The organism is Prosthecobacter sp. (genome assembly GCF_044378005.1).
Lineage (GTDB): Bacteria > Verrucomicrobiota > Verrucomicrobiia > Verrucomicrobiales > Verrucomicrobiaceae > Prosthecobacter.
Genome location: NZ_JBILYB010000029.1, coordinates 1 through 21,521, shown reverse-complemented (window position 1 = coordinate 21,521; position 21,521 = coordinate 1). Strand labels below are relative to the sequence as shown.

19 protein-coding genes are annotated in these 21,521 nt (G+C 59.9%); all 19 read left to right on the top strand.

Annotation, left to right across the window (positions count from 1 at the left end; genetic code table 11):
- Window position 1 precedes the first annotated feature (1 nt).
- Complete coding sequence (locus AC6FTP_RS08380) at window positions 2-1,321, top strand: glycosyltransferase (RefSeq protein WP_497206458.1); 1,320 nt, start codon at window positions 2-4, stop codon at window positions 1,319-1,321.
- Window positions 1,321-2,169, top strand: a complete 849-nt coding sequence (locus AC6FTP_RS08375; protein WP_497206457.1) for an FkbM family methyltransferase — start codon at window positions 1,321-1,323, stop codon at window positions 2,167-2,169. Before AC6FTP_RS08380 ends, AC6FTP_RS08375 begins: the two co-directional genes overlap by 1 nt.
- Before the next feature lie 16 nt (window positions 2,170-2,185).
- A complete protein-coding gene (locus AC6FTP_RS08370; protein ID WP_497206456.1) occupies window positions 2,186-4,291 on the top strand; it encodes a glycosyltransferase in 2,106 nt (701 codons plus the stop codon).
- On the top strand, window positions 4,288-5,058 hold the full coding sequence (locus tag AC6FTP_RS08365) for an FkbM family methyltransferase (RefSeq protein WP_497206455.1): 771 nt from the start codon (window positions 4,288-4,290) through the stop codon (window positions 5,056-5,058). Before AC6FTP_RS08370 ends, AC6FTP_RS08365 begins: the two co-directional genes overlap by 4 nt.
- Window positions 5,055-6,248, top strand: a complete 1,194-nt coding sequence (locus AC6FTP_RS08360) for a glycosyltransferase family 4 protein (RefSeq protein ID WP_497206454.1) — start codon at window positions 5,055-5,057, stop codon at window positions 6,246-6,248. Before AC6FTP_RS08365 ends, AC6FTP_RS08360 begins: the two co-directional genes overlap by 4 nt.
- Window positions 6,248-7,276, top strand: a complete 1,029-nt coding sequence (locus AC6FTP_RS08355) for a CgeB family protein (RefSeq protein WP_497206453.1) — start codon at window positions 6,248-6,250, stop codon at window positions 7,274-7,276. The genes AC6FTP_RS08360 and AC6FTP_RS08355 overlap by 1 nt, the downstream gene beginning before the upstream one ends.
- A 14-nt stretch (window positions 7,277-7,290) precedes the next feature.
- Complete coding sequence (locus AC6FTP_RS08350) at window positions 7,291-8,985, top strand: asparagine synthetase B family protein (RefSeq protein WP_497206452.1); 1,695 nt, start codon at window positions 7,291-7,293, stop codon at window positions 8,983-8,985.
- Between the two features lie 17 nt (window positions 8,986-9,002).
- Window positions 9,003-10,202 carry a glycosyltransferase family 4 protein gene (locus AC6FTP_RS08345; RefSeq protein WP_497206451.1) on the top strand — a complete coding sequence of 400 codons (1,200 nt, stop codon included), beginning with the start codon at window positions 9,003-9,005 and terminating at the stop codon, window positions 10,200-10,202.
- Between the two features lie 98 nt (window positions 10,203-10,300).
- Window positions 10,301-11,728, top strand: a complete 1,428-nt coding sequence (locus tag AC6FTP_RS08340) for a hypothetical protein (protein ID WP_497206450.1) — start codon at window positions 10,301-10,303, stop codon at window positions 11,726-11,728.
- A 47-nt stretch (window positions 11,729-11,775) separates the two neighbouring features.
- Complete coding sequence (locus AC6FTP_RS08335) at window positions 11,776-12,879, top strand: SGNH/GDSL hydrolase family protein (RefSeq protein WP_497206449.1); 1,104 nt, start codon at window positions 11,776-11,778, stop codon at window positions 12,877-12,879.
- Window positions 12,880-12,887: 8 nt separating this feature from the next.
- Complete coding sequence (locus AC6FTP_RS08330; protein WP_497206448.1) at window positions 12,888-14,732, top strand: carbamoyltransferase family protein; 1,845 nt, start codon at window positions 12,888-12,890, stop codon at window positions 14,730-14,732.
- 2 nt (window positions 14,733-14,734) lie between these two features.
- Window positions 14,735-15,799 (top strand): SGNH/GDSL hydrolase family protein, encoded by a 1,065-nt coding sequence (locus AC6FTP_RS08325; RefSeq protein WP_497206447.1) that lies wholly within the window; start codon window positions 14,735-14,737, stop codon window positions 15,797-15,799.
- 21 nt (window positions 15,800-15,820) lie between these two features.
- Window positions 15,821-16,261, top strand: a complete 441-nt coding sequence (locus AC6FTP_RS08320) for an SxtJ family membrane protein (protein WP_497206446.1) — start codon at window positions 15,821-15,823, stop codon at window positions 16,259-16,261.
- Between the two features lie 17 nt (window positions 16,262-16,278).
- On the top strand, window positions 16,279-16,476 hold the full coding sequence (locus tag AC6FTP_RS08315) for a DUF5989 family protein (protein WP_497206445.1): 198 nt from the start codon (window positions 16,279-16,281) through the stop codon (window positions 16,474-16,476).
- 30 nt (window positions 16,477-16,506) lie between these two features.
- Window positions 16,507-17,619, top strand: a complete 1,113-nt coding sequence (locus tag AC6FTP_RS08310; RefSeq protein ID WP_497206444.1) for a glycosyltransferase — start codon at window positions 16,507-16,509, stop codon at window positions 17,617-17,619.
- Between the two features lie 4 nt (window positions 17,620-17,623).
- A complete protein-coding gene (gene asnB, locus AC6FTP_RS08305; RefSeq protein ID WP_497206443.1) occupies window positions 17,624-19,414 on the top strand; it encodes an asparagine synthase (glutamine-hydrolyzing) in 1,791 nt (596 codons plus the stop codon).
- Complete coding sequence (locus tag AC6FTP_RS08300) at window positions 19,414-20,604, top strand: glycosyltransferase (protein WP_497206442.1); 1,191 nt, start codon at window positions 19,414-19,416, stop codon at window positions 20,602-20,604. The genes asnB and AC6FTP_RS08300 overlap by 1 nt, the downstream gene beginning before the upstream one ends.
- Entirely contained in the window at window positions 20,601-21,233 is a 633-nt protein-coding gene (locus AC6FTP_RS08295; protein WP_497206441.1) for a class I SAM-dependent methyltransferase, read from the top strand. Before AC6FTP_RS08300 ends, AC6FTP_RS08295 begins: the two co-directional genes overlap by 4 nt.
- Window positions 21,230-21,521 (top strand): glycosyltransferase (locus AC6FTP_RS08290; RefSeq protein ID WP_497206440.1); only part of this gene is annotated, 292 nt, incomplete at its 3' end. The genes AC6FTP_RS08295 and AC6FTP_RS08290, both read left to right, overlap by 4 nt.

The following is a 21,521-nucleotide window of genomic DNA, read 5'->3' as shown; positions in this document are numbered from 1 at the left end:
AGTGAGGCTGCTCCACGTTCCCTTTACTTGGTATCCAGCGGCTTGCGGTGGCACGGAGGTGTATGTGCGGGCGTTGATGCGTGAGCTTGCCGAGTTGGGGTGGGAAAATGAGATCGCTGCTCCGGGGGAGATGGATGCGTCGGAGATTGTGGATGGGGTGCCGGTGCATCGGGTGTCGATGGATTCAGAGATGACTCAGGAGATGCTTTATGGGGCGGGTGAGCCTGCGTCTGCGGTGGCTTTTTCAAAGGTGCTGGATGTGACAACACCGGATGCAGTTCATTTTCACGCCTACAGCCCGGCGGTGTCAGTGCGCTGGCTGGAGGCGGTGCGGGCACGAGGCATTCCTTGCGTGTACACTTATCACACACCGACACTGGCCTGCGGGCGTGGCACGCTGATGCGTTGGGGTTCAGTGCCCTGTGATGGGGTGATGACACCGCTACGCTGTGCGGCCTGCACGCTGCATGGTTTGGGGGTGAGCAAGCCGATGTCCTGGGTTCTGGCCGTGGCTTCCCCGGCGGCTCAGGCGCTGAGTGCGCGAGTGCCTTTCCGCATTTGGCCTCTCATGCAGCGGCGCACATCGGCTGTGCATCAGTGGCTTGGCGGTATGACGCGGGTGGTAGCTCTATGCCAGTGGGGCCGTGAAGTGATGCTGCGGAATGGTGTGCCTGTGGAGCGCTTGAACGTGGTGAGGCATGGGCTGGCGGGTGGGGGAAGACGCGGAGATCCGGAGACACGGAGACGCGGAGAGGGGGCGACTTTGAGGGTGGCGTTTTTTGGACGGCTGGATCGGACGAAGGGACTTCAGGTGCTCGTCGAGGCGCTTCGTGTAGTGTCGGAATTGAAACTCGAACTGCACTGCCATTTGATCAGTGCTGAGGGCGCGGAGGCGGCGATGAATCCTCTACTGAACCAGATGAAGTTGGACTCTCGTGTGCATCTTCACCCTCCGGTCTCTTCTGACGATGTCGTGCGCACGATGTCCGCTTATGATGCGGTGGCGGTGCCCTCGATCTGGCTGGAGACAGGTCCGCTCGTGGTTCTTGAAGCTTTCGAAGCGGGAGTGCCAGTGCTTGGATCACGCCTGGGAGGCGTCGCTGAATGGGTGACGCATGAGCGGGATGGATTACTCATCGAGCCTGGGAATGCCGCGGCCTGGGCTCATGAACTCAAGCGCTTGGTGGATGAGCCCACACGCCTCTCTCAGCTGCGCAGCGGTGTCAGTGTGCCGCCACGGATGAGAGAGGTCGCTCATCAGATGGATCAGGTTTATCGCGATCTCACTTCACCCTCATTTTCACTGCCTGCTGCTCCTTGATGAAAGCTTCCTCCTACCTGCGTCTCCTGCGATTGATCCCTGCCTCGTTGCCTGGGAAGTCCAGGCTGGTACGCCTCTTGATTGACCGTTTGGCCCCTCAGGGGGAAGCGGAGGTCGAGGCGCTTGGGTTTCGCTTTGTCGTTCCTTCATTGCGTGAGCCGATCTCATCCAGCCTGCTCGTGAATGGCACCTATGAGCCACTTCTGTGCCGCGCGCTCTCTCAGGTGCTGAAGCCTGACGGGGTGTTCTTTGATGTGGGGGCGAATGTAGGGTTCTTTTCCCTGCTGGCGGCGCATCGGTTGGTGCCCGGAGGCAGGGTGGCAGCCTTTGAGGCGTCTCCGCGCATTTTCTCCTGCCTGGAGCGGAATGCTCAGGCTCAACCGAGCGCGGGGCTGATGCTGTTTCACCGTGCCGTCACCGAACGCTCAGGCGATGAGATGAGCTTCTTTGATGCGCCGGAGACAAAGTTTGGCATGGGTTCTCTGGCGAACCGCTTTGGCAGCAGCGCGGCGGTGGTGAAGTCGATCTCACTGGATGATGCGGCTGAGCAGATGGGGTTGGCGCGGGTGGATGCGATCAAGGTGGATGTGGAGGGCTTCGAGTTGGGTGTGTTCCGGGGTGCGCGCCGTCTGCTCGCGATGACCCCAGCTCCGGTCATCTTTTTTGAGTTCAATGACTGGGCGGAGTCGAACGCGCTGGCCGTGCCAGGAGATGCGCAGCGCTTTTTGCATGAGCTGGGATACATCACCGTGCCTCTGGAGGACTGGGCTCGAGGAGAGCGGAATCCCCATCCTGTGCAGACGAGCGGCGGCGCAGAGTTTGTGGCCTTCAAGCCAACACCGAACTGATTAACTTAGATGAAGAATGTCAAAGATGACTGAAATGATGACAGTGCCCGTTTCAGTGGCCATACCCGCGTATGGAAATGCCGACTCCCTGCGTGAAACACTGCGTCGCGTCTGTGGCTGTGTTCCCTTGCCGCAGGAAATCTTGGTCCATGCGGATGGCGGCTGGCAGGTGCCGCCAGAAGTCTATCAGGGGCTTCCGGTCAGTGTGCGGGTGATCACGTCCACGGAAAATCTGGGGCCTGGAGGCGGGAGGCATCGCCTGTTTCACGAGGCAGCCTGTGAGATCATTGCCAGTTTCGATGATGACTCCTGGCCGCTGGACCGCGAGTACTTCGCCCAGGCGATGAGGGTGATGGAGGCTTTCCCTGGGGTCGCTGTGATGTCCCCGGCAGTTTATTTGCGGGAGAAGCCTGTGCTGGGACCGATGTGGGAGGCATCGACCGGACGCTCGTTTGAGGGCAGCGCCTCGGTGCACCGGCGCTCACACTATCTGCAACTGCCCGGCTACGTGCCGGTGCCGGCAGCTTATGGAGTCGAAGAGGCGGACCTGTCTTTGCAGATTCATGCTGCCGGATTCGAGATCCTCTCCTGCCCTTGGATGCGTGCCTGGCATGACCGGCCCTACGCGGATCACGAGCACACGGTGCTGCCATGGATTCGCAATGAAGTGCTGCTGGCCTACCTGCGCTTCCCATACATCGCCCAGCCCTGGGGATGGGTGCGAGCCCTGCGCCATGTCTTGCGGCATCGGAAGGAGATCCCCTATCGTGTCCTGCTGCGTGAGCTGGCCCAGAGTCTTCCAAACGCCATCTCCTACCACCCGCACAAACGGCGATATTCGATGCTGGAGGTCTGGCGCCATCACCGCTGTCAGGAGCAGCGGTTCCAACTGGCGGAGGAGAACTGCAGCGCCGGAGACAGAAAACTGCAAGTCACGCCAGGGTCTCGCGGGCGGCGCGTGCTCTACATTCAATACACGAATCCAGGCTCCTACCCGCCTCTGGAGCATAGCGCGCGGATGTTTGCGCGTGAAGGCTGGGAGGTGGAGTTTTGCGGGCTGACGGGCAGCGGTCCAGTGAGTCTGGAATTTGCTCCACATCCGCGTGTGCATGTGCGGCGCATCAAATACCGGGAGCCGGGTTTGACTCAAAAGCTGCACTACGTTTTTTTCACCTTCTGGTGTCTGGTGAGGGTCCTGCGCTGGCGTCCACAATGGATCTATGCCTCGGATGCATTGTCCACGCCTGCGGCAGAACTCATCCGTCGTCTGACCCGCTGCCGGGTGATCTACCATGAGCACGACTCGCCAACTCCGGGGATGATGAAGGAGTCGCGCATCCTCAGGCATGTGCTGCGCACCCGCCTCCAGCTCGGGCGTGGTGCCGACATCGTCATCCTGCCGAACCAACAGCGCCTGGACACTTTCACTCAGGCTACGGACACGTGTGGACAGAGCTTCTGTGTCTGGAACTGCCCCGGTGAGGATGAAGTGCCCGCCGTGATGCCCTCACGAAGCATGGGCGGCCCCCTCAAGGTACTCTACCACGGCTCCATCGTCCCCGACCGCTTTGGCACCTATGTGCTGGAGGCCATCGCCGCCAGTGGCCGTGATGTGCAAGTGCGGCTGATGGGATACCTGCCTGCCGGACATCTCGACTATGCGAAGAAGCTGGCCGCCAGAGCCCAGGAACTCGGCGTGGCGGACCGCTTTGAGTATCTGGGTGCCATCCCTCAGCGTGCAGACCTCATGCGTCTGGGCTCCGAGTGTCATGTGGGCCTCTGCATGCTGCGCATTCATGAGGGTGACATTAACATGCAGCACATGGCGGGTGCCTCGAACAAGCCCTTTGATTATCTCAGTCAGGGCATCGCCCTCATCGTGCCACCAGACCCTGAGTGGGAGCGGATGTACGTCGAAACGGGCTGCGCGAAGACCTGCCCGATCAATGACGCGGCACGTCTTGCCGATGTCTTCCGCTGGATGGCCGATCACCGCGAAGAGGTGGCTGAAATGGGCCTGCGCGGACATCGACTCGTCAGGGATGAGTGGAACTATGAAAAGCAATTCGCACCTGTGCTGGCACTGATCCAGCAACAACCGGACTCTACCTCAAGCTCATGATCTTTGGTCTTATCAAAAAAATACTCTCGACCACCTGGTATCGTCCAGGGACGGCCCACCGCATCCTCACCGGCCCGATGAAGGGCATGTGGTTCAAGTGCAGTGACAACACGGGGCTGGCGGCACTTTACTCCGGCAACGAACAGGATAACCAGCGTATCTATGCCGCCGTCGTGAGGCCTGGAGACACGGTGGTGGATGCCGGGGCAAACTGGGGTGTCCATACTCTCTATCTCGCGAAGCTCACGGGTGCCACGGGCAGGGTTCACGCCTTTGAGCCACATCCGCAGGTCGTGGAGGAGCTGCGCTGGCATGTCGATCGGAATCAACTCCGTCAAGTCAGCATACATGCCTGTGGCCTGCTCGACAGGGCGGGGGAGATCCCTTTTGTGCTCGGGGAAAACTCGAAGACGAGCCATGTCAGCGGAACGCATGACCAAAGTGCTGGCACTCAAATCAGCGTACCATGCCTGACTCTGGATGAGTTGATGGAGGGGAATGGAGTGGCTTCATTGCGACTCATTAAAGTGGATGTCGAAGGTGCAGAAGGCCGCCTACTCAAAGGTGCAGAGAAGACCATTGCCAGGTTTCGCCCGCATCTCGTGGTGGAACTCCACAATCCCGAGCAGGACATGGAGGTGGCTCGCCTTCTGATAGGGTGGAATTACCGAATCCAGCGTGTCGATGGCTCTCCCATCACGCATCTCGACAGCCCCTGGCCTGACCCCGAGGGCGTCTGGGGTACCCTCCACGCCATCCCGCAGTGAAGCATTCACTCACCATCGTCGAAACGCATCCGGTGCAGTATCACGCGCCGGTTTGGCGTTATGCCCACGAAGTCGGTGGGGTGCCGCTGCATGTCATTTACGGCGGTGACTTCAGCGTGCGCGGGTATCGGGACCGGGAGTTCGGTGCATCCTTCCAGTGGGAGGCGGACCTGCTGGCGGGCTATCCCTCTCAGGTGCTCCAGCCTGCGGCGGCTGACTATGAAAGTGTCACTGCTTCTGGACTGGAGACGGCGTTGGACGCCATGCAACCCACGGCACTTCTGGCGCTGGGATATCATCATCCGCTGGATCGTGCCGCGCTGTGCTGGGCGATGAAAAACAAGGTGCCACTGATCTTCCGTGGTGAGACGAGTGATGCGCCGCACTCGAAGCGTGTGTGGTGGCGTGCGCTGCTGCGGGATGTGATGCTGCGCCGTCTCTACCGGCGCTGCGCAGCATGCCTCTACCTGGGTGAGAACTCGCTCAGGCATTATCAGCGGCTCGGTGTGTCTGCGGACCGTCTCATCCGCTCACCCTACTGCGTGGATGCGAGTGCTTTTCAGACGGGGGAAGAGGTGCGTGCCACTCTGCGCGCGGAGACGCGGAGGAGTGCAGGGATCCCCGATGATGCGTGGGTGCTGATGTTTTCGGGGAAGCTCTCGCTGCGCAAAGGGGTGGATCTCCTGCCAGCGGCAATCCGGGCCTTGCCCGAGGCTTTGCGTGCACGGCTGCATCTGGTCTTCGTCGGCGCGGGAGAGCGGCGTGAAGCACTGGAGACGGACTGTGCGCAGGCTCCCGTTGTGTGCTGCCACTTCACTGGCTTCGTGAATCAGTCTGGGCTCAGTGCCTGGTACCACGCGGCGGATGTTTTGGTGCTGCCCAGTCTTGAGTTGGAGACTTGGGGCCTCGTGGTGAATGATGCCCTCCATCACGGTGTGCCTGCGGTGGTCAGTGATGCGGTGGGTTGTGCGCCTGATCTGGTGATCTCTGGTGAGACGGGTGAGGTGTGTCGGGCAGGAGATGGTCGTTCTCTCGCTGCCGCCTTGGTGCGCTGCGCCCTCTGGAGTTTGGAAGACCGCAGCGTTGTGCGGCAGCGCTGCCGCGAGAAAGTCGGGCACTACACCATCACCAATGCGGCTGAGGGCCTGAATCAGGCATGGGCGCTGGTGACGAAAAAATCGAGACCCTGATGCCGCGCCTCCTCATCATTGGGAATCCACAGCCGACTCATGTCGGGCTGCATTTCCTGAACGCAGCGAAAAGCCTCTCCTGGGAGGTGGTGCTCATGGACCTCGCCGAGGCCTATGCGGCCCCTGTCTGGGTGCGGCGCGCCTGCTGGCATCTGCTGGGGCATCGCCCTGCTCGGCTCGGCGCTTTTAGTGCAGCGGTGGTCGAGCGCTGCCGGGTGTTCAGGCCTGACTGGGTGCTCGTCACAGGCATCGCCCCGGTGAGTGAGGCGGCTTTGAAAGAGATCGCCGCGCTGGGTATTCCGGTGGCCAATTTCCTGACGGATGATCCTTGGAATCGCCAGCATCGCGCCCCGTGGTTCATGCGGGCACTGCCGCGCTACCGGCATGTCTTCACGCCGAGACATGCCAATGAGGCCGACCTGCGGGCGCATTGGGTGCAAAGCTTGTCCTATCTGCCTTTTGCCTATGCACCGGAAGATCATCATCCTCCGGCGAGCCTCAGTGCTGAGGAGCGAAGTCGGTGGTCTGGCTTGGTGGCCTTCATCGGCGGAGCGGATGCTGACCGGGTGGCGATGGTGCGTGCCCTCGTCCAGGCCGGGGTTCCGGTCGGATTGTGGGGTGGATATTGGAAGGAACAGCCCGATCTGGCCGCCTACGCTCACGGTCATGCGGATGCGGAGACCTGCCGGAAGATCGTGGCTGCTGCCGGGGCGAATCTCTGCCTCGTCCGCCGGGCGAACCGGGACGGGCACTCGATGCGCAGCTACGAGATGCCGGCGATCGGAGGTCTGCTGCTGGTGGAGGACACACCGGATCACCAGGTGCTCTACGGCCCGGACGGGGACGCGGTGTTCTACTTTACTCAAGTGGCTGATTTGGCTGGCAGGGCTAGTGTGGCGCTGGCCATGACAGATGGAGAGTGCGAGTTTCTACGTCAAAAAGCTCGTCAAAAAGTAGTGTCCTGTGGCAATACATATGCTGAAAGGCTTGAAGTCATCCGTCATGTTTTGACGCCTTGCCTTGTCTAGCCCCCCTTTTACTCATGTGCGCCATCCTCGGTAGAATCAAAACCGCCACTTCCAGCTCGGGAGGAGACATTGAACTTGGATTGAATTTTCTAGGCCGTCGTGGGCCTGATTCGCACCGGGTCTGGCGCTCGGAGGATAAGGCAGTCGAGCTGCTGCACACCCGGCTGGCGATCGTGGACTCTGACCCGCGAGCGACTCAGCCGATGCTGGATGAAGCGCGCGGGCTCGTACTGATCTTCAACGGCGAGATCTACAATTTCCGCGAACTGCGCCGTGAACTCGCGGCCTACCCTTTCCGCACCGAGTCTGACACGGAAGTCATTCTCGCGGCCTACGCGCTGCATGGTGTGGAGGGTTTTTCCCTGCTGAAAGGCATGTTTACCCTGTCGCTGGTGGACACTCGAGCCCGGCGGATCTGGCTGGCCCGCGATACCGTGGGGAAGAAGCCGCTCTATCTGGCAAGGTGGGAGGGGCAGGTCTGCTTCGGCTCCAGTCTTCAGGCGATGTCGCTCGTCTGTGGAGGTACTCGGAGTGTGTCTCAGGTGGCGGCAGACAGCTATTGGAGAGAAGGCTTTATTCGCCCGGATCTAGCGGTGTGGGAAGAGGTGAAGCCTGTGCTGCCCGGAGAGATCGTGGAACTGGACTGGGCAGGGAACGAAGTCAGCCGCCGTCGTCAGTGCCCGAAGCCGGAGCGAGTGTATGACGGGGAGAATTTCGACGAAGTGGTGCGAACTCTCGACGGTCTCCTGGAGCGTGCGGTGAATCGTCGCCTGCAGGACAATCCCAGCCCGGCGGTGCTCTGCTCAGGAGGGATCGACTCCACGGTGGTGACGATGATGGCCGCCCGCATCGAAAGGCGCGGAGGACTGGAGAGACCGCTCAAGGTGCTGACGCTGGGGGCGCTGGTGCCGCTCACCAATGATGAGCGCTATGCGCGCTATGCAGCTTGGCGCCTCGGGAAGAAGATCGAGGTCATCAGGCCTGAACTCCGCGCCCTCTCCTCGTCGATCATCGACTGTCTCGACATTCAGGATGAGCCCCTGGGCATGATCTCATTCTTCCCCTTGTGGCGTTTGGTGCATGCGGTCTCTGATCATAGCCTGATCTTGATCTCTGGAGAGGGGGGCGATGAATTTTTCCTCGGTTATTCGACTCCGCAACGCTGGCTTCATGAGGAGATGGCGGCGAGTGCCGACCCGGATGCAAGCTGTGGTGTTCATGTCCCCTGCGGGCCGGAACTGCCGTCATGGATGAGTGCCTGGGGCCGATCCATGTCCACGGACCATCTGGTGGGGCACTCTTTCACCAAAGTGGACCGGGCCTCGGCTGAGCAGGGTGTGGAAATGCGGTGCCCGCTACTGGACTGGGATCTCGTATCCTACGCACGCAGTCTGCCCTACTCGATGCTGGCGGTGGACCCGGTGCTGAAGCCTCTGCTCAAGCGCCTGCTGCATGGCTGGCCGTCCTGGTTCGTCCAGCGTCCGAAGCTCGGCTTCACCATGAATCTGCGCTACCTCTGGCTGGTGGCGAACTACTCCGGCCTGCGGGAGGCGATCCTCGTGGAAAGTCAGGAACGCTTCGCAGAGCACTTGCCACCAGTCCTTTGCAAGAAAGCCTCAGCCTGGACTGCCCGTGAAATCTTCCAGCATTTCCCTGTGGTATGGAAGCTCCTGGCGTGGAGCCGTTTCAAGACTCGTAACCGCCTCTGAGTGAGTCAGGAACACTGATGGGAAAGCTGCTCAAAATCGGCATTGGCGTCCATGGGCGCTTTCATGCTTTTGGTCTGGCGGCGGGCCTGCTGGAACTGGGGCATGACGTGACGGTGTTCACCAACTATCCGGCCTTTATCGCTGCTCGTTTCGGCATTCCTGCAGCACGGGTGCGTGGGTTTCCCCTGCATGGAATGGCGGTGCGTCTGGCTGAAAGGCTGCGTCTTTTCGAGAAGGTGCCCGGTCTCGATGGGCTCATGCATGGCTGGTTTGGCTCCTGGCTGGCACGCCGTCTCACCGCTGAGCGCTGGGATGCCACCTACACCTGGAGCAGTGTGTCCAAAGAGTATCTGGAGCGTGAACGTGTGTCCGGAGCGCGGCTCGTGGCTCGTGGTTCCACGCACATCCGAAAGCAATGGCATCTCCTGCATGAGGAAGAGGCCCGCACCGGATGCGCCATCGGCAAACCCAGTGAGGCCATCATGCGCCGGGAGGAGCGCGAGTATGCTCTCGCTGATGCCATCATCGTCCTCTCCAGCTTCTCCAGACAGACTTTCCTCGAAGCCGGGTTGCCGCCAGAAAAAGTGCGGCTCATGGTCTCCGCCGTGCATGTGGCTGACTTCGCCGCCACACCCGGAATCGTTCAGGCACGGCAGCAGAGGCTGCTCTCCGGTGCACCTCTGCGAGTGCTGAACGTGGGCACCTTTTCCCATCGCAAAGGCGCTCTCGACCTCGTCGCGATGGCTGATGCACTGCCGCAGGATCGTTTTCAGTTTCGCTTCGTCGGCACGGTGGCCAATGAAGCGGCACCCTTGGCTGAAAAAGCACGAGGGAGAATCGAGTTCATCCCGCGAGTTTCCCAAAGTGAATTGCAGGATCACTACGCCTGGGCGGATGTGTTTGTCCTGCCCTCCATCGAAGAAGGCCTCGCTGCCGTGCTTCCCCAGGCTGCAGCGGCAGGATTGCTCGTGCTAGCCACCCCGAATTCCGGTGCTGCGGATGTCATGCGTGATGGTGAGGGTGGTTGGATTCTTCCCGCTCGAGATGCCGCAGCCTTGGCGCAAAAACTTTGCTGGATCGAGTCTCACAGATCCGAAGCCGCCGACATGCTGTGCCAGTCAGACCCTATGACTGATTCGCGTGACTGGCAGGATGCGGCGGCAGATTTTGTGCAGCATTGCAGACAGGTCGGCAGCAGTCACGGACGGTCTGTCTGAGCACTCTGCCCCGTCCTATTTCGATTAGAGCACGGGAAAAGCAGATTGCCCTTTTCCCGCCAAACCCGTACCGTCCGCATCTTCCCAATTTTCTCCTGATGCTCCCCATCTCCAAGGAATCCCTCCAAACGCTGCTCTACATATGGGCAGGTTTAAGCTTCATCCTGCTATTGGCCACATGGTACAGCAAGCGGCCTGGAGTGGGTCTGCCCCTCTGCTACGCTTTCGCGACATCGCTCCTTTATGTGCCTGGAGCCATCGCCTATGCCATGCCGGGTTATCAGCCAAAATCTCAAGTCCTGATCGACAATCAAGCCTCTCTGAAGGCGACTCAGATGGGCTTTGAAATCACCACCATTGGATTGCTTGGGCTCGTGCTCAGTTGGTTTTTTGCGACTCCATGCATCGGCACCAAAGTTCGTCTTCAGGCGCTGCGCCTGATGCCCGTCATCAACTCGAAACTACCGGGGACTCTCCTGGTCATGTCTCTTCTTTTCTTCTTTGTGCTAACCCCCGTGATGCGCTTGATCCCAAGTCTTGGCAGTATCGGCTCATCGGGAGTGTCACTCTCGATGGTGGCTGTCTGCGCTGCTTGCTGGCAGGCGTGGATAGCTGGGGATCGTGTGCGCTTTTACTGGTGGCTGATCGGCTCCTCCATCGCCTTCCCTTTCATCACCCTCATTTTCCTCGGATTCATGAGTTTCGGCACGGCCAGTGTGATTACGGTCTGGATGTTTGTAATGTCCTTCTACCGTCCCAGGTGGCTGGCCATTGTGGTGCTCTTTTTTTTCATGTATGGCGGTATGTCCGTCTATGTGAACTACATGCGCGAACGCAATGCCATCCGCGAATCGGTGTGGAGCCAGCAGCAGATGTCTTCGCGTTTTGATCAGATCGCCAATCTGGCAACTAACTTCGAACTGTTGGATCTCACGAACAACTATCATCTGGAGGCCTTGGATATTCGGCTGAATCAAAATCATCTCGTCGGCGTGAGTGCGGGCTACATTGGGCGCGGGAGAGTTGAGTTTGCCAGGGGATACACCCTCTGGGTGGCCGCCACCGCGTGGATTCCGCGTGTTCTATGGCCGGACAAACCGAGCATGGCGGGCTCCAGCGGCATGGTGGCTCACTTCACAGGTCTGACCTTCCCCAAAGGAACCAGCGTGGGCATCGGGCACATCATGGAATTCTTCATCAATTATGGCCGCTGGTGCGTGTTTACCGGCGTGTTCGTGATCGGGTTCATGTTGCGTTGGTTTGATCTGCGCGCCGGGCAATACCTCGCCTCTGGAGACTACTGGAGTTTTGGGCGGTGGCTTTTGCCCGCCACAGGATTGCTCAATGTCGCGGGCAACGTCGCCACTGCTGTGGCGAGCATGGCTGCCGCCTTTGTGTTCGTCACTGCCATTCACCGGGTTTTCTTCGCTGCCTATTACACCACGGCCGAGGATGCCGCCCGGGCAGGAACTCCTCCTCTTGCCCGTCCCTGGGCGGTGAGGCGTGGCCACTCGCGTCGAGCCTAGTTTTCCCAATACCCAGACCGCGCCCAAGCGTGGCAGCCCGTTTCACCATGTCTCGTACAGCTCCAATCCTGACCCTGCGCAAAAAACTCCTCTTTGCCGCCGCCGCCATTGCCATCATCATCGTCGGGCTGCTCCTCGCTGGGGAGATCGCCGCTCGGGTGGTCATGCATATGAAGCATGGCGTGCCCGGCAAGAGCTACGGTATTTACGTGGGGGACGCGGAGCTCGGTGCTACTCATCGGCCTCACGGTTACAACTCGAACAGCATCCTCAATAACTTCGGCCTGCGTAATCGTGAGGACGTGCCGGACGTCAAGCCCCCAGGCTCCACCCGCATCTACTGCTCAGGCGGCTCCACCACGTTCTGCTACAATCTCGAAACGGACGACGCCTGGCCCACGGTGCTGCAAAACAAGCTCCGTCAGCTTTCCGGCCACGAGAAGGATCAGGTGCTTAATGGCGGACAAATCTGCTTCTCCCTCTGCCATGAGTTCATTCTGGGAAAGAGGGTCATCCCACAGCTTAAACCTGATGTCGTCGTCATCTTCACCGGCGTGAACGAAGGCATGTCGGCGGAGCAGTTTGAAAACAACGAACCAGGGGCTCTGGATCGCCTGCTCAAGGAGAAGAAGTGGGGCGAGCCCGCGAAGAAACTCGACCAAGCCCGCTTCTGGAAGCGCAACAGCGCCTTGGTCCGTGTTTGGGATTATTACATCAAGCGCATGTTCGAGCAGCAGGCGACCGCCGCCTACCACGTCGAAGACATCGTGGAGCGTCCGGTGAATCACCCCTCCCAGCATCCCTATGTCATGGCGAATTTGGATCACTCCCTCCGCGCCTACATCGCCTTCATCCGTGAACAAGGGGCCACGCCTGTGGTCCTTCGTTTTGGCGACAATGGCGACAACGATTGGTACAAGCGCTTCGGCATTCGTGAATGGCGCGAGCGAGTAGCTCAGATCGCGCGTGAAGAAGGCGTCGCCGTCTGCGATGCCGCGTCTGTCATCGAAGCTCATCCGAAACGCAAAGAGTGCTTCATCTCCTCCGGCGTCCACGTCACCAGCCTGGGTGCTGATGTGATGGCCGAGGAGTTGAAAAAGACCCTTCTTTCCCTCCCTGCTTCGAAGTCGAGCGCACCAGTCGCTCCTTGATTTTTCCCATGCCTACGATCCTCGGTATTTCCGCCTTCTATCACGACAGTGCCGCCGCCTTGGTGGTCGATGGTGACATCGTCGCCGCAGCGCAGGAAGAGCGCTTCACCCGCATCAAGCACGACCACGAGTTCCCCACGAATGCGGTCGATTACTGCCTGCGCGAGGCTGGACTCACGCCGGAGCAGATCGACTACGTGGTCTTTTACGACAAGCCGCTGCTCAAGTTCGACCGCCTGCTCGAAACCTACCTCGCCTATGCACCTGCCGGGCTGCGTTCGTTCATGATGGCCATGCCGCTTTGGCTGAAAACAAAACTCCATCTCCCGCGCGAGATCCGCAAGGCGCTCAAAGGCCGCTATAAAAAGCCCATCGCCTTCACCAGCCATCACGAGTCCCACGCAGCCAGCACCTTCTTCCCATCGCCGTATGATGAAGCCGCCATCCTCACGCTTGATGGAGTGGGCGAGTGGGACACCGCCACCATCGGCCACGGCAAGGGGAACAAGATCAAGCTGATCAAAGCCCTGCACTTCCCACACTCGCTCGGTCTGCTCTACAGCGCCTTCACCTACTTCTGCGGCTTCCGCGTGAACTCCGGTGAGTACAAGCTCATGGGCCTCGCCCCCTATGGTGAGCCCAAGTATGCGGACCTCATCCTGGAGAAACTCATCGACCTCAAAGCCGACGGCTCCATGGCCATGGACATGAGCTATTTCAGCTTTTGCGAAGGCCTCACCATGACCTGCGACAAGTTCGCCGAACTCTTCGGCGGCCCTGCCCGCAAGGCCGAGAGCGCCATCACCCAGCGTGAGATGGACCTCGCCGCCTCCGTGCAAAAAGTCACCGAAGAAGCTGTCCTGCGCATGGCGCGTCATGCCAAAGAACTCACTGGGGCGAAGTATCTATGCCTCGCTGGTGGTGTCGCGCTGAACTGCGTCGCCAATGGCAAACTGCTCCGCTCTGGCATCTTTGAGGACATCTTCGTCACTCCCGCTTCCGGTGATGCTGGTGGCGCTCTCGGTGCGGCGCTCTTCACTCACTATCATTTGCTGGACAACCCGCGCTCACCCGGCGGACGGGATTCCATCAAAGGCTCACTCCTCGGCCCGAAATGGTCGAACACCGAGGTCCGCGCCTTCCTTGATGAGCGGAAGATCACTCACACCTACTTTGAGGCCGAGCCCGAGCTTCTTCAAAACGTCGCCAGCCACATGGCCGCAGGCAAAGTCGTTGGCTGGTTCCAGGGGCGCATGGAGTTCGGCCCGCGAGCACTTGGCTGCCGCAGCATCATCGGTGATCCGCGCAATGTGCAGATGCAGTCGCAGATGAACGTGCGTGTGAAGTTCCGCGAGTCCTTCCGCCCCTTCGCCCCCTGCGTGCTGCGTGAAGATGTGCAGGACTACTTTGACCATGATCGCGACTCCCCCTACATGCTCATGGTGGCTCCGGTGAAAAAGGAACTGCACATCGATCTCGCGCCCGAGCAGGCCGCGCTCATGAAGGACCCTGATCTGCGCAAGCGCGTGAACGTCCCGCGCTCCACCATCCCCGCCGTGACCCATGTCGATATGAGCGCCCGCGTGCAGACCGTGGATGAAGAGCGCCATGGTCGTTACTATCGCCTCATCAAGGAGTTCAAGCGCCAGACCGGCTGCTCCGTCATCATCAACACCAGCTTCAACGTGCGTGGCGAGCCCATCGTTTGTTCGCCCGAGGACGCCTACCGCTGCTTCCTCGCCTGCGACATGGATGTACTCGTGCTGGAAAACGCCGTTCTGCTTCGCGAAGACCAGCCGCAACTCGATGAAGCGACGCGGAAGAAGTACATGGAGAGCTTCAGTCTGGATTAAACATGGGCAAAGTCCGCGCCATGATCGCGAAGGCGGCACTCGTTGCCGTGACTCTCGTGATCGCCCTACTCATCGGCGAGTTCGCCGTGCGCTGCATCGCTCCGCAAAACCTCAGCGGCGCCTGGCGTGTCACTTCACCCGCAGGAAACCGCATCAACGACGCAGGCCGAGTCGCCCAGCATCAGTTTGGCGAGCGCGTCGTCAGCTACCGGATCAATGATCAACACCTGCGCGGAGGTCCTCTCGGCCATGGCAAGCCTCGCGTTCTCTGCGTGGGCGACTCATACACCTTCGGCTGGCTCGTGGAAGAGGAGAGATGCTTCGTCTCACAGCTCGCCGCACGCGCCAAGAACTGCGAGTTCCTCAATGGCGGTGCCGGAGGCTGGGGCACGGCGCAGTATGTCTCATTCGTCGAGGAGTTTGGTCAAACCTTGGCTCCCAGAGCCGTCGTCGTCTTTCTGAACTTCGATGACATCCGCCGCAGCCAAGAAGGTGGACTTTGGACCTGGCAGGATGAAGCCACACTCAAGCCAGCACCACGCCAAAACTCCGAGCGACTGCTCAAGCAGATCGTCAGAAAGCTGCCGGCCTATCAATGGATGCTGGAGCACTGCCACCTCCTCCAACTTGCCCGACGTGCAGCCCTCAATGCTGGACACGAGTCTGCTCCAGCCGCATCACCCGATGAGAAAGCTGTCACCGATGGAGTTCGCCTAGCCCAGGCGCTCTTCACTCGATTGAATCGATGGTGCCAGCAGCATCAAGCCAAGCTCATCGTCATCAACGTCGGTCTCGGCGAGGTTCATTGGTCGCCAAAGATCGGAGACAAAGAAGACGACATGAACCGCGCCTTTGTCACCGCCGCACCGGCCTTCTTCGCCAGCCTCGGTGTGCCCTTCGTGGACATGTCTGCTGAGTTGAAAGCCGCCGCCAAAGGTGACCTCGCCCCCTTCCGCATTCCCGTGGATCTGCATTTCAATGAAGCAGGCCACGCCCTTTTTGCCGACATCACCTGGCCTCATCTCAGTCCCTTACTTGAGCCTCTCGCTGCCTTGCGTTCTGATTAAACTCCGCCCACATTTCCAACCGTGATCAATCCATTCAAAGAAGTAAACTGGAACCCCGACACTGCCGAGCGTCGCTCGTTCGGCAAAAGCCTCATCATCGGCTTCCCGTGCCTTGCGCTCTTCTGGCTCATCATCGGCAGATACAGCTCTGGAGAATGGCATCTGGAAACCGCAGCGAAAGTTGCTGGCATCGGTGCAGGCCTGGGGGTGCTGTTTTTCATCCTGCCCGTCATCGCCCGGCCCTTCTATGTCGTGTGGTATTGCTTCGCTTGCTGCATCGGCCTCGTGATGGGGAATGTCATCCTCTCTGCTGTTTACTACATTTTTGTCACCGGTCTCGGCTTGATCCTCCGAGCCTGCGGGAAGAAGCCCATCCGCAAGACTCTCGACAAAGAAGCCACCACCTACTGGCTCGATGCCGGTCAGCCGACCGATCCCCGCCGCTACTTCCATCAATTCTAAACCCCAAGCCATCCGCCATGAGTGAAGATAAAAACAACGCCTTCGAACAAGCTGGAAAGTCCGGCCAATCCGGCCTGATCTCCGAGTTCGTCCACTTCCTGAAGCACAACAAAAAATTCTGGCTCATCCCATTGCTTCTCGTGCTGCTGAGCATCGGCCTCCTCCTCATCCTCGGAGGCACCGCAGCAGCTCCATTCATCTACACGCTCTTCTGATCCAGTGATGACTGGCAGATCCGGCAGCGCATGAAATCCATCCACCTCTGGGTCAGCGGCATCGAGGAAACTGGAGGCATCCAGCATTACTCCGCCTGCTGCGTGCAGGCGCTGCGTGAGATCTACCCGCAGGCTCGACTGCGCATCTTCAGCAAGAACGATGCGCAGTCCGACCCAGACACCGGGCTTCATGCCTTTGGTCGCTGGCGTGGGAAACTGCACACACTCGCCTTTGCCGCTGCTGGACTTGCGTGGGCGCTGCGAGAGCGACCTGATTTCATCTTCGCCACTCATCCGCATTTCATGAAGGCGCTGGCACCGCTCACCCGACTCGGCATTCCCTGTCTCACCGCCGCGCATGGTATCGAGACATGGGGACTGATGGGCGGACGCTTCGGCGCAGCTCTTCGTCAGGCCACGGGCATTTTGCCAGTGAGTGCTTTCACTCGTGATGTCATCCACCGAGAGGCTCACGTGCCCATGTCTCGGATGCGTGTCGTGCCAGATACCTTTCGTGAGGAAAACTTCACCCCAGGGCCGAAGTCAGCTGCATTGCTCCAGCGCTATGGTTTGAAGCCAGATCAGCCCGTCATCCTCACCGTAGGACGACTCTCGGCCAGCGAGCGCTACAAAGGTCAGGACCAAGTGCTGCGGGCGATGCCATCCTTGGTCCGCGAATTGCCTGATCTGCATTACATCATCGGTGGCCGTGGCGACGATGAGCCGCGTCTCCGCCAGCTCTGCGCTGAGCTGGGCCTGGAGAAGCACGTCACCTTCACCGGCTTCATTCCCGAAGCCGAACTCGCCGACCACTACCGCCTTGCCGATCTTTATGTCATGCCGAGCACAGGCGAAGGATTCGGCATCGTCTATCTCGAATCCCTTGCCTGTGGTCGCCCATGCCTCGTCGGAAATGCGGACGCTTCACCTGAGGCCATCGACCACGGCAGGCTTGGATTCATCGTCCCGCCGCGAGACATCGCCCAGATTGCATCCGCCATTCTGAGCTTCTTCCGCCGTCAGCATGACAAACCCTGGCTGCATGAGCCGGAGACGCTGCATCGTGAAGTGGTGAAGCTTTACGGGCAGCAAGCCTTCCGTGGCTACTTGCAGCAGGCTTTGCGCGAGCTGCTACCCTCCTAAACTCATGTGTGGCATCGCTGGCATCCTCAAAAGCTCTCCTGACGCGGATGTGCTGCGGCAGCGGCTGTTTCGGATGCAGATCGCGCTGCATCATCGAGGGCCGGATGACTCGGGGCTTTGGCTGAATTCGAAGGGCAGTATCGGGCTGGCGCATACGCGGCTGTCCATTCTCGATCTCTCGCCGGGGGGGCATCAGCCGATGGTTTCCCGTGATGGTCGGCGGGCCATTTGCTTCAATGGGGAGATCTACAACTTCCGCGAGCTGCGTGCTCGACTGGAGCGTCGCGGCATCAGCTTCCGCACCCAATCCGACACGGAGGTGCTGCTCCGCCTCTATGAAGATGAAGGCGAGGCAATGGTGGAGAGATTGCGCGGCATGTTCGCCTTCTGTATTTGGGATGAGGACAAGCAGCAGGCGCTGCTGGCGCGTGATCCGCTCGGTATCAAACCTCTCTATTTTCATGAAGCGGCAGGCTCGCTGGCCTTCGCGTCTGAGCTGCGACCGCTGACCACCAGCGGCCTCTTCCAGCCCACGCTGGATGCCGCCGCTGTGCAGCGCTATTTCGAGACAGGCACGGTGCCGGAGCCGATGACTTTGGTGAATGAGGTGCGGATGCTGGATGCGGGGCATCTCGTGATATGGAAACCGAACGCAGAGCCTGTGTGCCGACCATTTTGGCAGCTCGATTTCAACTTCAGCACCGCCATCGCAGATCCCGTGGCTCACACGCGTGAGGCTTTGATTGATAGCGTGCGGCATCACTTCGTCAGTGATGTGCCGGTGGGTATCTTCCTGAGCGGTGGCATCGACTCCACAGCGCTGCTGGCTTTAGCGAATGAGACCGGGCATCAGGGCATCCGCACCTTCTCCATCGCCGTCGATGACGAGGCGGCGGACGAGAGCGCCATCGCCCGACGCACGGCGGAGCATTTCGGCTCGGAGCATCATGAGATGCGGCTGGATGCTGGCGTGGCGCGTGGGCTCTTCGAGCGCTTCCTCGGGCACCTCGACCAACCGACCATCGACGGATTGAACACGTTCACCGTCTCCTCGCTGGCCCGAGAGCATGGCATGAAGGTCGTGCTCAGTGGTCTCGGGGGCGATGAGCTGTTCGGCGGCTACTCCAGCTTTACGAAGATCCCGAAAATGCTCCGCTGGCATCCCATCCTGCGGCGGCTTCCCGGCATGATGGGCCTGCTGCCGTATGGCAAGCCGCAGCATCGTCGGCTGGCGGACTTCCTGCGTTCTCCAGGGGCGGTGGAGGATGCGTTTGGCGCGCTTAGGGGGATTTTCTCGAAGGGGGAGGCGGAGGTTCTCACGCGGTGGATTTCGGGAAGTGGTTCTCAGTTCTCAGTTCTCAGTTCTCAGTTGGATCAGACAACAGAGAACAGCGAACCGGGAACAGCGAACCGCATCAGCGAACTCGAACTCACCCGCTACATGCGGAACCAGCTTCTGCGTGACAGCGATGTCATGAGTATGGCACATGGCTTGGAGTTGCGGGTGCCTTTCGTGGACCGAATGCTTGTGGAGCAGGTAACTCAGATCCCAGCGGCACAGCGGATGCGCGGACACAAAGCGCTGCTGACGGATGCCGTGCCGGAGGTGCCGGAGTGGGTGGTGAATCAGAAGAAGCGGGGATTTCTCTTCCCGTATCAAAAGTGGCTCGGCAGCGAGTGGGGGGATGCTTTCAAAAAAGCCTCGGCTGGTGCGCCTGTCTCGATGCCGAACTGGTATCAGAAGTGGAGCGTCTTTGTGCTCCAGCATTGTCTCAAGAGTCTGGGGATTCGCTGATGAAGGTCCTGCATGTCATCCCATCGCTCTCGCCCTCGCAGGGCGGACCGAGCAAGGCGCTGCCTGAGATGGCGCGTGGGTTGGCGCAGGCTGGCGTGAGTGTGGATGTGGCATGCACGGATGATGATGGCACGGGTCGTCGGATCAGTGGCGTTACCCATGGTGTGCCCGTGACTCATGCGGATGGTTTTCGCGTGTTCTACTTCCCGAAGCAGACGGAGTTTTATAAAGTCTCGCTGCCACTGCTGCGCTGGCTTTGCCGTCATGCGCGGGAGTATGACGTGGTCCACATTCACACCGTCTTCTCCTTCTCCACACTGGCTGGAGCCTTGGCTGCCAGACTGGCTCGCGTGCCTTACATCGTGCGTCCGCTCGGTGTGCTGAATGCCTGGGGCATGAAGAATCGTCGCCGCTGGGTGAAGGCATTGTCCTTTGGCCTGCTCGACAAACCTGCGCTGAATCGCGCGGCGGCCATCCACTACACGAGTGATCAGGAAGCTGCCGAAGCTGCGCCTCTCGGGCTAACTCCGCCGCCTGTGGTGTTGCCGCTGGGCATTGATCTCACGAGCTTCAGCTCACTCCCACCGCGTGAAGCACTGGCTCGTGAATGGCCGCAGGCAGAGGGGAAGATGGTGATTTTGTTTCTCTCGCGTCTGGATGAAAAGAAGGGGCTGCCCGTCCTGCTGGAGGCTTTTGAAAAGGTTCATCGCGAGTGCCCGGAGACGCTGCTCATGGTGGCTGGTGATGGAGATGCGGCGCTTCAGCAATCATTGCAGCAACAATCGAAGCAGCTTGGCATCGAGCCGTCGGTCATTTGGACCGGGCATGTATCGGGCACACGGAAGCTGGCGGCTCTGGCTGGTGCTGATCTCTTCGTTCTGCCATCGCGTTCGGAGAATTTCGGCATCGCCCTTCTTGAGGCGATGGCTGCGGGGCTGCCCTGCGTGACGACTCCAGGCGTGGCTCTCGCTTGCGATGAAGTTTGCCGTGACGCAGTCATCCGCACGCCCGTGGATGATGCTGATACTCTTGCCCGCGAATGCGTGCGACTCATCAAAGATGGCAGCTTGCGGCACAGATTCTCCACCAGTGCGCGTGCGGCGGCGCAAAATTACTCTAGCGAAGTCATGGCAGTGCGACTGCTGAAGCTCTACGATCAACTTTCCTCTTCCCAAACCAATCACGCATGAGCATTGAAGGCAGCGACTACCAGTTTCACGATTCCCAGGCATCCCACATGCATCGCCACTTCATGCCGCATGTCTTTGACCTCGTGGGTGAGATCAAGCCGGGATTGCGTGTGTTGGATGTGGGCTGCGGCAATGGCTACACCTGCGGGCAATTCCTTGCGAAGGGCTGCGAGGTCACGGGCATCGACCTCAGTCTTTCGGGCATTGAGATCGCGCGGCGTTCGCATCCAGGCGCTCGCTTTGAGGTGATGGGAGCCGATGACCACATCCTGGAGAACCTTGGTGTGGAGCCCTTTGATGTGATCGTGAGCACGGAGGTCGTGGAGCATCTCTACGCACCGCGTCCTTATGTGAAGGGTGCCTTTGCCGCGCTGAAACCGGGCGGTCGGTTCATCTGCACCACGCCTTATCACGGTTACTTGAAGAACCTCGCCATCGCCCTCACCGGCGGCTGGGACAAGCATTGGGACCCGCTTTGGGATGGTGGCCACATCAAGCTCTGGAGCCGCGCGACGCTGTGGAAGCTGCTGTCCGAGGCTGGTTTTCAAAACATGCAGTTTCGTGGTGCCGGACGTCTGCCCTGGCTGTGGATGACCATGATCGTCAGTGTGGACAAACCCAAGGCATGAAGCTCGATGACATCACGCCCCTCGTCCTCACCTACAATGAGGCTCCGAATCTGTCGCGCACACTGGCGCGGCTGACCTGGGCGCGTGAAGTCGTGGTGTTGGACAGCGGCAGCACGGATGCTACGCATGAGATCGCGGCGCAGTTTCCGAATGTGCGCTTTGAAGTCCGCGCCTTCGATGATCACACGACGCAGTGGAACTTCGGCGTGGATGCCTGCCGCTCCGACTGGGTGCTGGCGCTTGATGCGGATTATGTCCTTGGCGTGGGTTTTGAAGTGGAGTTGAAGC

Coding starts and splice junctions, on each gene's coding strand:
- AC6FTP_RS08295 (WP_497206441.1), top strand. CDS start 20,601: ATGAGCATTGAAGGCAGCGACTACCAGTTTCACGATTCCCAGGCATCC.
- AC6FTP_RS08330 (WP_497206448.1), top strand. CDS start 12,888: ATGCCTACGATCCTCGGTATTTCCGCCTTCTATCACGACAGTGCCGCC.
- AC6FTP_RS08335 (WP_497206449.1), top strand. CDS start 11,776: ATGTCTCGTACAGCTCCAATCCTGACCCTGCGCAAAAAACTCCTCTTT.
- AC6FTP_RS08365 (WP_497206455.1), top strand. CDS start 4,288: ATGATCTTTGGTCTTATCAAAAAAATACTCTCGACCACCTGGTATCGT.
- AC6FTP_RS08340 (WP_497206450.1), top strand. CDS start 10,301: ATGCTCCCCATCTCCAAGGAATCCCTCCAAACGCTGCTCTACATATGG.
- AC6FTP_RS08325 (WP_497206447.1), top strand. CDS start 14,735: ATGGGCAAAGTCCGCGCCATGATCGCGAAGGCGGCACTCGTTGCCGTG.
- AC6FTP_RS08300 (WP_497206442.1), top strand. CDS start 19,414: ATGAAGGTCCTGCATGTCATCCCATCGCTCTCGCCCTCGCAGGGCGGA.
- AC6FTP_RS08310 (WP_497206444.1), top strand. CDS start 16,507: ATGAAATCCATCCACCTCTGGGTCAGCGGCATCGAGGAAACTGGAGGC.
- AC6FTP_RS08315 (WP_497206445.1), top strand. CDS start 16,279: ATGAGTGAAGATAAAAACAACGCCTTCGAACAAGCTGGAAAGTCCGGC.
- AC6FTP_RS08345 (WP_497206451.1), top strand. CDS start 9,003: ATGGGAAAGCTGCTCAAAATCGGCATTGGCGTCCATGGGCGCTTTCAT.
- AC6FTP_RS08350 (WP_497206452.1), top strand. CDS start 7,291: ATGTGCGCCATCCTCGGTAGAATCAAAACCGCCACTTCCAGCTCGGGA.
- AC6FTP_RS08355 (WP_497206453.1), top strand. CDS start 6,248: ATGCCGCGCCTCCTCATCATTGGGAATCCACAGCCGACTCATGTCGGG.
- AC6FTP_RS08370 (WP_497206456.1), top strand. CDS start 2,186: ATGTCAAAGATGACTGAAATGATGACAGTGCCCGTTTCAGTGGCCATA.
- AC6FTP_RS08375 (WP_497206457.1), top strand. CDS start 1,321: ATGAAAGCTTCCTCCTACCTGCGTCTCCTGCGATTGATCCCTGCCTCG.
- asnB (WP_497206443.1), top strand. CDS start 17,624: ATGTGTGGCATCGCTGGCATCCTCAAAAGCTCTCCTGACGCGGATGTG.